Genomic DNA, 13,148 nt, shown 5'->3' on the forward strand with positions numbered 1-13,148 from the left:
CGCTTTGGGTGTTTGCGGTCTCTTTTTCTTTACCGTACAACATGGGAGGAACAAGAGATGACTTTTTCTAGCTTAGAAAGAGAACAAATGCTTCAGGACATGACAAAAAAACCATATGATGTGTTTATCATTGGTGGGGGTATTACTGGCGCTGGTACAGCACTTGATGCGGCTTCACGCGGAATGCGTGTTGGTCTTGCAGAAATGCAGGATTTCGCAGCAGGTACGTCTAGCCGCTCAACGAAACTTGTACACGGCGGACTTCGTTATTTAAAACAATTTGAAGTGAAAATGGTCGCAGAGGTCGGTAAAGAGCGTGCCATCGTATACGAAAACGGTCCTCATGTGACAACGCCAGAATGGATGCTTCTTCCAATGCATAAAGGCGGGACATTCGGTAAGTTTTCAACTTCAATCGGACTTAGAGTATATGACTTTTTAGCTGGCGTTAAGCATAGTGAACGCAGAAGTATGCTAAGTGCAAAAGAGACACTTGCAAAAGAACCGCTTGTGAAAAAGGATGGCTTAAAAGGCGGGGGCTACTATGTTGAATACCGTACAGATGATGCACGCCTGACAATTGAAGTCATGAAAGAGGCTGTGAAATTCGGGGCAGAAGCGGTCAACTATGCGAAAGTAAAAGAATTTATTTATGATAAAGGCAAAGTTGTCGGTGTTGTCATTGAAGATGTCACAACACAGAAAACATACGATGTATATGCGAAAAAAATCGTCAATGCGACTGGTCCATGGGTCGATCAGCTAAGAGACAAGGACCACTCAAAAGAGGGGAAACATTTACAACATACAAAAGGAATTCACTTAGTATTTGACCAATCTGTTTTCCCATTAAAACAAGCAATCTACTTTGACACACCTGATAAACGAATGGTCTTTGCGATTCCAAGAGAAGGAAAAACGTACGTGGGAACAACAGATACCGTTTACAAAAAACAGCTGGAACATCCGCGTATGACAAAAGCAGATCGTGATTACGTGATCAAAGCCATTCAATATATGTTCCCAGATCTTCACATTACAGAAAAAGACGTTGAATCTAACTGGGCTGGTCTTCGTCCACTCATTCATGAAGAAGGCAAAGATCCTTCAGAAATTTCTCGTAAGGATGAGGTATGGACATCATCTTCAGGCTTAATCACGATTGCTGGCGGTAAATTAACAGGTTACCGTAAAATGGCTGAACACATTGTGAATCTTGTACGTGATGGACTTAAAGAGGAAACTGGAAAAGATTTTGGACCATGTAAAACGAAACATATGCCAATTTCAGGCGGGCATGTAGGCGGTTCAAAAAATATGGCATCCTTTGTTCAAGCGAAGACGGCAGAAGGAGCATCCGTTGGTTTGACAGAACCGATTGCACAAAAATTAGCTGAGAAATATGGCTCAAACGTCAGCAATGTCTTCAAGCGTGTGGAGCAGCTTCAAGGGGAAGCAGACAAACGAAACATTCCCGCATATGTGTTGGCTGAACTTGTCTATGCGATCGAAGAAGAATTGGCTGTAACACCTGTCGATTTCTTCTTGAGAAGAACAGGCAGCCTATTATTTAATATCAATTGGGCAAAAACGTATGCACAGCCTGTTGTTGACTATATGGCAGATCGTTTTGGCTGGGATGAAGCGACAAAACAGAAACATCAAACTGAATTAGACCGACTATTCCATGAAGCGGTCGTACCGCTTGATGCTGAATAAGTAAAAAGCCGATCGTGTATCGGCTTCAGGCTGTCGAGAAAATCTCGACAGCTTTATTTTTTCCCTTAAATTTTCCACTACCCCATTTTATAATAGAGAAAAGCATACTAAAGGAAGGTGTTTTTCTCATGTTCCACACTAGAAATTCTTCTCAGCACGAAGCCGAATTTGTATTACTAGATCAACTGGTCGAAGAGGATCACCTGCTTCGTAAAATTGATCAATACATTGATTTTTCATTTATCATAGACAAAGTAAAACCATATTATAGTGAGAATAAAGGTCGTCCTTCTCTCGATCCACTCATTTTGTTCAAAATGATGTTCATCGGATACCTGTATGGTATCCGTTCTGAAAGGCAACTTGAAAAAGAAATTTACTATAACATGGCGTATAGATGGTTTTTAGGTTTGAACATCAATGACCCCGTTCCTCATCACTCGACCATTAGCTGGAATCGTCGTACTCGATTCAAAGATACAACGATTTTTCAAGACATTTTCGACGAGATTGTGCTTCAAGCTATCAATCATGATATGGTAGGAGGCCGCGTTCTTTTTACTGATTCAACTCATCTTAAAGCCAATGCCAATAAACATAAATATATGAGAAAAACGATTGAACAAGATACCCAGAACTATATAAATGATTTAGAAGAAGCGATCCAAGAAGATCGGGTGGCACACGGAAAAAAGCCCTTAAAGGTAAAAGAGGAGGTGAAAACGGAAAAAGACATTCGTCAAAGTACGACTGATCCTGAAAGTGGCTATCTTTATCGTGAAAACAAACCGGAAGGCTTTTTCTACCTAGACCACCGTACAACGGATATGAAGTACAATATCATCACGGATGCCCACATCACGCCCGGTAATGTCCATGATTCTGTTCCGTATCTTGATCGGTTGGATCACCAAATCGCACGATTTGGTTTTCAAGTAGAAGCTGTTGCCCTTGATTCTGGTTATTTGACGACCCCAATCTGTAAAGGTTTATCAGATCGCCGTATTTTTGGTGTCATCGCACATAGACGCTTTCATCCAACAAGAGGTTTATTTGAGAAGTGGAAATTCAAGTATGACTCTGAACATGATCATTACATATGCCCAAATGGTGAGAAGCTATTATATACAACAACTGATCGAAAGGGTTATCGATTCTACAAATCAGATCCTAAAAAATGTGCATCGTGTTCTTTTCTTGAAAGATGCACAAGGTCGAAAAATCATCAAAAAGTCATCTCAAGACACATATGGGAAGAACATAAAGAAAAGATCAGACAAAATCGTCTATCTGTCTCTGGAAAAGAGCTATATAAAAAAAGAAAAGAAAAAATAGAGCGAAGCTTTGCAGATTCAAAACAACTGCACGGGCTTCGCTACTGCCGGTTGAGGGGAAAACAAAATGTGAGTGAGCAAGTTCTTCTCACAGCTGCCTGTCAGAACATGAAGAAGATTGCCACACATCTAGCGAAGCTAGGTTAGGTGTGTGGGAGGCCTTTTTCATTCAATCTCATCCATCATCATTACGATGAAAATAAAAAAGATTGTAGAAAAACATGAGTTTCTCTACAATCTGAAAGCCGATCGTGTATCGGCTTTTTTTATTTTGTTCATCGTTTTTTCATATGTTCATGATATAACATGACATGAAGGATAATTCCATATAAAATAACAGTAGATGTTATTTTATTGATGATAAGAGCTGGGAGGACGACCATGAGTTGGAATACGAATTATGAGCGTTGGATCAATGAGAAGCACCTGGATACTGAGCTAAGGGAATGGCTGGAGGCACATCAAGATGATCATCAAGCGCTTGAAGACTGCTTCTACAAAAACCTTGAGTTTGGTACTGGAGGAATGCGCGGAGAAATTGGTGCTGGAACGAACCGAATGAATGTTTACACTGTTCGAAAAGCATCTGCTGGTCTTGCTGCGTATATTGCAGCACATGGAGAGGATGCAAAAAAAAGAGGCGTCGCCATTGCCTATGATTCACGCCATAAATCTCCTGAATTTGCGATGGAAGCGGCCAAAACACTGGCTTCACATGGCATTCAAACATACGTATTTGACGAACTGCGTCCGACACCAGAACTCTCTTTTGCAGTTCGAGAACTGAATGCCTTTGCAGGGATTGTTGTGACAGCAAGTCACAATCCGCCAGAATATAATGGCTATAAAGTTTATGGAGAAGATGGAGGCCAAATGCCCCCATTTGAAGCAGATCAAGTCATTAAAGAAGTAGATGCCATCGAAAATGAATTAGCCATTTCAGTGGAATCAGAAGAAGTATTGAAGCAAAATGGTTTGATCCGTATGATTGGTGAAGAAATCGATCAAGCGTATATGGAAAAATTAAAAACCATTCGTGTGCACCCTGAGCTTGCAAAAGAAGTCGATGTCAAAGTGGTGTTTACCCCGCTTCATGGGACGGCGAATAAACCTGTCCGAAACGGACTTCAGGCCTTTGGTTATAAGCATGTGACGGTTGTGCCTGAACAGGAAAAACCAGATCCGCAATTCTCGACGGTTACGTCTCCAAATCCAGAGGAGCATGCCGCTTTTGAATACGCCATCAAGCTTGGTGAAAAGCAAAATGCTGATATTTTGATTGCGACAGATCCAGATGCAGATCGATTAGGTATCGCTGTGAAAAATCATGATGGTGAATTTACCGTTTTGACCGGCAACCAAACAGGCGCCTTACTACTTCATTATTTATTATCTGAAAAACAAAAACTAGGTCAGCTGCCGCCTCGCCCCGTTGTGATGAAAACGATTGTGACAAGTGAGCTTGGGCGTGCTGTTGCCTCAGCATTTGGAGCTGACACGATTGATACGCTCACTGGCTTTAAATTTATCGGAGAAAAAATCAAGCAGTTCGAGGAAAGCGGAGAATACACGTTTCAATTTGGCTATGAAGAAAGCTACGGCTATTTGATCGGTGATTTTGCACGAGATAAAGATGCAGTTCAAGCGGCGTTATTAGCAGTTGAAGTCGCAGCCTTTTATAAGAAACAAGGCAAGTCATTATATGATGCGCTTGTTGATATTTTTAAGGAATTTGGATTTTACAGAGAAGGGTTAAAGTCATTAACCTTAAAGGGGAAAGTAGGAGCAGAGCAGATTTCTGCTATTCTTCATACCTTTAGATCAAACCCGCCAGCTTCTATCGCCGGTCAGCGCATTACGGTCATTGAGGATTATCAATCAAGTCAAAGGCACCTTGTAGCTGAAAAGAAAGAAGAAACGATTCATCTGCCGGTATCAAACGTCCTGAAATATTTCCTTGAAGATGGCTCATGGTTTTGTTTACGACCTTCTGGTACGGAGCCTAAAGTCAAATTTTATATTGCAGTCAAAGGCACATCGTTAACAGACAGCGAAGAAAAGCTGAAACACTTATCAGAAGAAGTCATGAAAGTTGTCTATGACATTGTGGAAGAAACAGCTAAATAAAACATCACAAAGCCATCATGTCATGCATGATGGCTTTTTCTCAGTCAAAAGGATGAGAAAAAATCATCCTTTTTGAGAAAGAGCCGCACAGATGCTCATGGTATAATCAACATATTGATAAGAGAGGCAGTAAAAGCCGGGGGTACACACGATGGGAGATTACCAAGACAAAGTCAAAACATTAAAAACGTTAAAAGAAATTGCTGAAAAGCTAAATGAAGGGATGGAAATGAAGGAAACGCTTCATGAAGTGCTTCATATGCTTATGGAAGTGACAGGCTTTCAAACAGCATGGATTTATTTTATAGAAGAAGACGGATCGTATGAACTAATGGCAGAAGTGTGCTTACCTGAAGCGTTGGCAAAGGATCGAAAGCAATTGATGTGTCAAAACGATTGCTATTGCATCAACCGCTACACGAAAGGCTCACTGCAATCAGCTACCAATATCATCAATTGTAAACGGATTGAAACGGCGATTGAGCAAAAGCTTGGAGATACAGAAGGAATTACCCATCATGCAACCGTTCCGCTCCAAGCATGTAAGCGTACGTTTGGCTTATTAAATGTGGCGGCAAAAGGGAAGGTCACATTTACACAGGAGGAGCTGAATCTGCTTGAAAGTATTGCACTGCAAATTGGTACGGCTATTCAGCGCATGAAGCTTGTGCAAAATGAGCAGCAGCATGCACTTTTAGAAGAACGAAACCGGCTTGCGCAGGATTTACACGATTCTGTGAATCAAATGCTGTTTTCCGTGAGTTTGACTGCAAAGGCAGCGCGCCAAATGACAAGTGATCAAAAATTAGGTGAAATGATTGATTTTATTCAGCATTTATCACAAGATGCCCTCATTGAAATGCGATCACTCATCTGGCAGTTAAGACCAAAAGGGCTTGAAAAAGGATTTACAACAGCGATTGAAGAGTATGCACAGCTTTTAGGTTTAAATTGTTCATTGTCTTTATCAGGCTGTATGGAAATAGATCATTCAAAGCACGAGACTTTATTTCGCGTATGCCAAGAAGCTCTAAATAATTGCCAAAAGCATGCGGGCGTTGAGAAAGTAGAGGTCAAACTGGAGCAATCAGGAGATACGTTTGGTATGAAAATCATCGATCAGGGAAAGGGATTTCAGTATGATGAACAAATGAGTCTTCCTTCATTTGGGCTGAAAGGGATGGCTGACCGTATCCGAAGAGCAGGAGGTACATTTTGCATCAATTCTGAGCTAGGGAAGGGAACGACGATTGATGTGAAAGTACCATTTTCTCAAGAAAGGAAGGGATTGTCATGAGGGTAGTCATTGCAGATGATCATCACATTGTCAGAAAAGGGCTGGTCTTTTTCTTGCAAACCCAGCCAGATGTGGACATCGTTGGTGAAGCATCCAATGGAGAAGAGGCACTACAGGTAGTGAGGCAGACAAAGCCTGACATTGTCTTGATGGATCTCTCTATGCCTGTAATGAATGGGATTGAGGCGACAAAGCAAATGACGCTGGATATGCCGGATGTCCGCATTGTCATTCTGACAAGCTATGCAGATAAGGACTATGTGATTCCTGCTATCCAGGCGGGAGCAAGGGCTTATCAGCTCAAAGATGTAGCACCTGAAAAGCTTCTCAAGACAATGATTGAGGTGCAAAATGGTACGTACCAGCTAGATGGTCATATTACAGCGTTTCTTGTACAGCATCTAACTGAACCTAAAGAGCAGAAATGGGCATTGATGAACGAACTGACCAATAGAGAACGTGATGTCTTATTTGAAATCGCAAAAGGGAAAAGTAACAAAGAAATCGCCTCATCGCTTTTTATTTCTGAAAAGACTGTGAAAACTCACGTGTCTCATGTGTTATCAAAGTTAGAGCTGGCAGATCGAACTCAGGCCGCTCTCTATGCGGTAGATTATCAAAAAAATCAGCCGAAAGAGCTGTTGTAAACAGTCATGGTGGACATTTCAAAAGACTTCATGAGTATTTCTCATGAAGTCTTTTCTTCTTTATGAAAGGCGGTTAGTAAAAGGGTGAAAACAAAGAGCTAAAATAAAGTTCATTCTAGCCCTATGTCAACAATCTGAAAGAAAATCAACCTTTTCCTTTATGTGTACATTGGTTCAGCATATGCTTCAGCAACGGCAGCTTCTGAAGCATGGTCGATATACTGCAGGAGTCCATATAAACATTTTTCAACATCTGCATCGTTCCGGTTAAATTGATACGCATGTAAGAAATGCTCAATACGTTTCGAGAGCAAGTCATCTTGCGTACGTACCATAAGAATAAGTAAATTATCCCATTGCGAGCGATGCGTATAATAAAGTGCCTTATCATAATCTGCCACATTCATTAAACCTTCTCCTTTCCCTTGAGAAGTCTTACTTAGTTTGCTCGGATCAGATCGACTTTTTCAGGGGAAAAGTTGGTGTCTGCATAAACAGGGTACCGGGAATTATAGGCTGAATAAATGCTTGATGTATGAAAAAGAACCAACCAGCAAAACCTAAACAAAATAGATATGAAAGTGAGAATATTGATATCATGCACCCGAAATTATGGATGCTTTTTGCAGCAGGAATTGTTTTATTCGGCAGTCTCATGGTTCATCCATCTTCACAAGCAGCTGTGCAGCCGGCAGAGAATTGGGAAAGACTTGCGTATACTGCCTTCCAAGATGAATATGAAGGCGCCGCTTTAAACGATTATCATTACATTGGACGTACACAAGTGAATGAAGATCAAACAAAAGATGTGTTTCGCGTGACCGTGAAGGAAGGCTCCACACGATTTGCAGCACATGCAGAAATTTATTTTCATCCGGTGACGGGTCATTTGATTAGTATTAACGTGTTTCGGTTATAAAAAAGCACCTCTTTTAAAAAGAGGTGCTCAGATTGTAGAGAAACTCATGTTTTTCTACAATCTTTTTTATTTTCATCGTAATGATGATGGATGAGATTGAATGAAAAAGGCCTCCCACACACCTAACCTAGCTTCGCTAGATGTGTGGCAATCTTCTTCATGTTCTGACAGGCAGCTGTGAGAAGAACTTGCTCACTCACATTTTGTTTTCCCCTCAACCGGCAGTAGCGAAGCCCGTGCAGTTGTTTTGAATCTGCAAAGCTTCGCTCTATTTTTTCTTTTCTTTTTTTATATAGCTCTTTTCCAGAGACAGATAGACGATTTTGTCTGATCTTTTCTTTATGTTCTTCCCATATGTGTCTTGAGATGACTTTTTGATGATTTTTCGACCTTGTGCATCTTTCAAGGAAAGAACACGATGCACATTTTTTAGGATCTGATTTGTAGAATCGATAACCCTTTCGATCAGTTGTTGTATATAATAGCTTCTCACCATTTGGGCATATGTAATGATCATGTTCAGAGTCATACTTGAATTTCCACTTCTCAAATAAACCTCTTGTTGGATGAAAGCGTCTATGTGCGATGACACCAAAAATACGGCGATCTGATAAACCTTTACAGATTGGGGTCGTCAAATAACCAGAATCAAGGGCAACAGCTTCTACTTGAAAACCAAATCGTGCGATTTGGTGATCCAACCGATCAAGATACGGAACAGAATCATGGACATTACCGGGCGTGATGTGGGCATCCGTGATGATATTGTACTTCATATCCGTTGTACGGTGGTCTAGGTAGAAAAAGCCTTCCGGTTTGTTTTCACGATAAAGATAGCCACTTTCAGGATCAGTCGTACTTTGACGAATGTCTTTTTCCGTTTTCACCTCCTCTTTTACCTTTAAGGGCTTTTTTCCGTGTGCCACCCGATCTTCTTGGATCGCTTCTTCTAAATCATTTATATAGTTCTGGGTATCTTGTTCAATCGTTTTTCTCATATATTTATGTTTATTGGCATTGGCTTTAAGATGAGTTGAATCAGTAAAAAGAACGCGGCCTCCTACCATATCATGATTGATAGCTTGAAGCACAATCTCGTCGAAAATGTCTTGAAAAATCGTTGTATCTTTGAATCGAGTACGACGATTCCAGCTAATGGTCGAGTGATGAGGAACGGGGTCATTGATGTTCAAACCTAAAAACCATCTATACGCCATGTTATAGTAAATTTCTTTTTCAAGTTGTCTTTCAGAACGGATACCGTACAGGTATCCGATAAACATCATTTTGAACAAAATAAGTGGATCAAGAGAAGGACGACCTTTATTCTCGCTATAATACGGTCTTACTTTATCTACGATAAATGAAAAATCAATGTACTGATCAATTTTACGAAGCAGGTGATCCTCTTCGACCAGTTGATCTAGCAATACAAATTCAGCTTCGTGCTGAGAAGAATTTCTAGTGTGGAACATGAGAAAAACACCTTCCTTTAGTGGGCTTTTCTCTATTATAAAATGGGGTAGTGGAAAATTTAAGGGGAAAAATAAAGCTGTCGAGATTTTCTCGACAGCCTGAGCACCTCTTTTAAAAAGAGGTGCTCCAGCTGAAAAGAAGATTTATTTCATGCTTCCTTGAAGATATGAGCGAATATCCACACCGAGTGAATCCGCTAAACGCTGTCCATAATCTTCATCTGCACGATAGAAGTTGCAGATCGCAAGTAATTTCGTTTTTTCATTTACGTCTTTCAAGTCAGCTGTCAAGTTTTTGATCAATGCTTGTTTCTCTTCTTCAGAGTAGCTTCGATATTTTTCTCCAGCTTGTTTGAAATCGTTTGGTTTTTCGATTTTTTGTCTCACCATACGGTCACCGTGAAGAACCGGTTCACTTTCTTTGTAGTGAGGGTTTTCTTTTGGCTGATCGTCATAACGGTTTGGTTCATAGTTAATATGACCGCTTGGACGAGTTGTTGTCATAAAGCCATCCTGTTGGTTATTGTGAACAGGCGCATAAGGACAGTTCACTGGGATGCGCATGTAGTTTGCACCTAGGCGGTGACGCTGCGTGTCAGGATAAGAGAACAGACGACCTTGAAGCAGTTTGTCTTCAGATGCTTCAATTCCTGGTACTAGGGCACTTGGCGTGAAAGCAGCTTGCTCTGTTTCAGCAAAGAAATTTTCTGGATTGCGGTTCAGTGTCATGCGGCCCACTTTTTGAAGCGGATAATCTTCCTCGCTCCACGTTTTCGTCGGATCACATGGATCATAATCTAGTTCATCATAATCACTGAGCGGCATAAGCTGAACGTAAAGATCCCATGCTGGATAATTTCCTTTTTCAATACGATCATACAAGTCTCTTGTCGCATGCTGGAAGTCGTTTGCTTGAATTTCTGCAGCTTCTTCCATCGATAAATTGCGAATGCCTTCTGATGGTCTCCAGTGGTATTTCACATATTTTGTTTCTCCGTATTTGTTTACCCATCTAAACGTATGAACACCAGAACCGCGCATTTCAGCGTAGTTCGCAGGAATACCTTCGTCAGAGAAGAGCCATGTGAGCATGTGAGTGGATTCAGGTGTTAACGTCATAAAATCCCAATAACGGTCTGGATCTTGAATGTTTGTTACAGGATCTGGCTTGAGAGAGTGAACCATATCAGGGAATTTGAGTGCATCACGAATAAAGAAGATCGGCAAGTTGTTCCCAACTAGATCATAGTTGCCTTCTTCTGTATAAAATTTGACAGCGAAGCCGCGAGGGTCACGTAATGTTTCAGGCGAACCTTTAGGATGAATAACCGTTGAGAAACGGACAAAAACGTCTGTTTGTTTTCCTTTTTCACTTAAGAAGGCTGCTCTTGTATGTTTCTCCATGCTATTTTCTACTTCAAATACACCATAAGCGCCGGCGCCTCTTGCATGAACGACACGCTCTGGAATACGTTCACGGTCAAAGTGTGCAAGTTTTTCAATCAAATGGTAATCATCAAGAAATGAAGGCCCCCTGTGACCAGCAGTTCTTGAGTTTTGATTATCGCCAACTGGCACGCCTTGATTCGTTGTCAAATTTTTATGATTAGAATTTGTCATTCTTTTTCTCCTCCTGTAAACAAAAAATGGTTTCTAGCAATCTATATACCCTAATTATATTGAATCAAACATGATAGTCAATATTTATTTATAATAATTTTAAATAAATTATTATTACAAGGAGGTAAAGAAAAAGACGAAAGAAATAAATTCTTTCGCCTTAGAGCAGAAGCTCTCTTAGAGCATCTTTGTTTTGTGTTAAATCATTTAATGTGTATTGGTCAAGAACGCGTAAATAAGCAGTGAGTGCTTCATGAAGTACGTGCTTTAATGAACAAATCGGGGAGATAATACAGCTATTTTTCTTCGGATCAAAGCATTCAACCATGACTAAATCATCCTCTGTATAGCGGACAACCTCACCAATATTAATGCTTTCTGGGCTTTTCCCCAGCCTAATCCCACCATTTCTTCCGCGGATCGTTTCTACATAACCACGTTTTCCTAGATGGTAAATTACCTTTGTCAGGTGATTTTTCGAAATGCCATAAATATCGGCAATCTGCTGAATATTTGACAGTTCATTGTTTTCTCTCGAAGCTAAATAAATGAGTACCCTTAATGAGAAATCTGTATAATTCGTAAGTTTCATTTGGACGACCTCTAAACCTAATAGAGTTTTGTATCATCGTAACACATTTTAGACAAAAACTGTTCGAGAAAGTGCTAAATGTGACAACATTTAAAACATGTATTATAAATATTGCTTTTATACGTTGTCTTCCATTACGATAAAGATGTATTTAAAATACATCTTTTGAAAGAAGGAATAACGATGTTATCCACAGATCAAATGAATGCCATTAAACAATCAGCCCCTCTTCTAAAAGCTGAGGGAACAAAACTTGTGACAGTTTTTTATCAAAATATGATTAGACAGCACCCAGAGCTACTCAATCAGTTTAATAAAACAAATCTCATGAATGGAAGCCAGCCAGAGGCGCTTGCCGCAACACTCTATCAAGCTGCACTGCACATTGACCGCTTGGCAGACTTGCTTCCTGCTGTGAAACAAATTGCCCATAAGCATGTCAGTGTCATGGTGAAAAAAGAGCAGTACCCAATCGTCGGATATCACCTTCTTGAAGCAATGAAAGAGGTATTTGGGTTATCAGAGGAAGATGACACATTGTTGGCTTGGAAGGCTGCATATGACATCATTGCGAATATATTCATCACCATTGAGGCAGAAATGATGGCTGAAAATGTGAAACAAACTGGTGGATGGGCAGATGTCAAACCGTTTATTCTGAAGAAAAAGAAACAAGAATCTCCATCACTCATTTCCTTTTATTTAGTACCAGAGGATGAATCTGAGCTACCAATGTATGAAGCTGGTCAATATATTACGGTGCAGGTAGATATGCCGGGTGAAGCCTATGTATGCAGCAGACAATACAGTTTATCAGATCAATATCACCCATCTTACTATCGCATCACCGTGAAACGAGATGGGCATGTCTCCACATTCCTGCATGATGAAATGAGAGAAGGCGATGTTCTTCACGTGAGTATGCCGCAGGGAATGTTCTGCTTGCAAGATGACACAAAAGAACCCGTTTATTTGATTAGTGCCGGTTCTGGTGTCACACCAATGATTGGTCTAGTGAAAACAGCGTCGTATAACAATCAGCCATTCACGATGATTCATGCAGACAGACTAGAGGATGTAACCGCTTTTGAACAAGAGTTTGAACACGTTCTCACTTCATCTCCAGAGGGACGTATCATCCTTTGTAACGAACAATTTGAAAAAAGTGTAAAGAGTGAGCTGGTTGAGAAGGTGGCTACGCGGATTGACCGACCTTTCCTTCAATTCGTCATTGGTGAAGGAAAAGGCCAATTTTATGTTTGCGGTTCCCCAGCATTTACACAGGAAATGATCCTTATTCTAAAAGCGTTGGACATTCCGGAAGAGAATATCCATTTTGAAGCGTTCGGCGGGCAGTCCATGAAAGAGATGGAAGTCGTCTAAACAACTGGCTGAACATCATGTTTTTTTAGGTACGC

Annotated in this window: 11 protein-coding genes; 7 read left to right on the forward strand and 4 right to left on the reverse strand. The window is 40.6% G+C overall.

Annotated elements, in window-relative coordinates; translation table 11 throughout:
* Positions 1-57: 57 nt before the first annotated feature.
* The 5 genes from glpD (at position 58) to M2353_RS04785 (ending at position 7,124) form a co-directional block, all read left to right on the forward strand.
* Entirely contained in the window at positions 58-1,719 is a 1,662-nt protein-coding gene (glpD, locus tag M2353_RS04765) for a glycerol-3-phosphate dehydrogenase (RefSeq protein WP_039169256.1), read from the forward strand.
* A 128-nt stretch (positions 1,720-1,847) separates the two neighbouring features.
* Positions 1,848-3,200, forward strand: a complete 1,353-nt coding sequence (locus M2353_RS04770) for an IS1182 family transposase (protein WP_284725045.1) — start codon at positions 1,848-1,850, stop codon at positions 3,198-3,200.
* Between the two features lie 234 nt (positions 3,201-3,434).
* Positions 3,435-5,180 (forward strand): phospho-sugar mutase, encoded by a 1,746-nt coding sequence (locus M2353_RS04775; RefSeq protein WP_284725046.1) that lies wholly within the window; start codon positions 3,435-3,437, stop codon positions 5,178-5,180.
* A 151-nt stretch (positions 5,181-5,331) separates the two neighbouring features.
* Positions 5,332-6,477: a GAF domain-containing sensor histidine kinase gene (locus M2353_RS04780; RefSeq protein WP_284725047.1), complete on the forward strand. Its 1,146-nt coding sequence runs from the start codon at positions 5,332-5,334 to the stop codon at positions 6,475-6,477.
* Positions 6,474-7,124: a response regulator gene (locus tag M2353_RS04785; RefSeq protein WP_125589170.1), complete on the forward strand. Its 651-nt coding sequence runs from the start codon at positions 6,474-6,476 to the stop codon at positions 7,122-7,124. Before M2353_RS04780 ends, M2353_RS04785 begins: the two co-directional genes overlap by 4 nt.
* Positions 7,125-7,282: 158 nt before the next feature.
* Here M2353_RS04785 and M2353_RS04790 read toward each other — a convergent pair whose 3' ends face one another.
* Complete coding sequence (locus M2353_RS04790; protein ID WP_008349000.1) at positions 7,283-7,531, reverse strand: YhdB family protein; 249 nt, start codon at positions 7,529-7,531, stop codon at positions 7,283-7,285.
* A 128-nt stretch (positions 7,532-7,659) separates the two neighbouring features.
* On the opposite strand from M2353_RS04790, the gene M2353_RS04795 reads away from it, so the two are divergent.
* Entirely contained in the window at positions 7,660-8,043 is a 384-nt protein-coding gene (locus M2353_RS04795; protein WP_425332866.1) for a YqzG/YhdC family protein, read from the forward strand.
* Between the two features lie 122 nt (positions 8,044-8,165).
* Here the strand turns inward: M2353_RS04795 and M2353_RS04800 are convergent, their stop codons facing one another.
* From M2353_RS04800 to M2353_RS04810, 3 genes are all read right to left on the reverse strand, one after another.
* Entirely contained in the window at positions 8,166-9,518 is a 1,353-nt protein-coding gene (locus tag M2353_RS04800) for an IS1182 family transposase (RefSeq protein WP_096880954.1), read from the reverse strand.
* A 144-nt stretch (positions 9,519-9,662) separates the two neighbouring features.
* Entirely contained in the window at positions 9,663-11,138 is a 1,476-nt protein-coding gene (locus M2353_RS04805) for a catalase (protein WP_024719958.1), read from the reverse strand.
* 160 nt (positions 11,139-11,298) lie between these two features.
* Positions 11,299-11,730 (reverse strand): Rrf2 family transcriptional regulator, encoded by a 432-nt coding sequence (locus tag M2353_RS04810; protein WP_041507532.1) that lies wholly within the window; start codon positions 11,728-11,730, stop codon positions 11,299-11,301.
* A gap of 183 nt (positions 11,731-11,913) precedes the next feature.
* Between M2353_RS04810 and M2353_RS04815 the strand changes: the two genes are divergently transcribed.
* Entirely contained in the window at positions 11,914-13,113 is a 1,200-nt protein-coding gene (locus M2353_RS04815) for a globin domain-containing protein (protein WP_284725048.1), read from the forward strand.
* Positions 13,114-13,148: the final 35 nt, after the last annotated feature.

The organism is Bacillus aerius (assembly GCF_029894105.1).
Taxonomy (GTDB): domain Bacteria; phylum Bacillota; class Bacilli; order Bacillales; family Bacillaceae; genus Bacillus; species Bacillus altitudinis.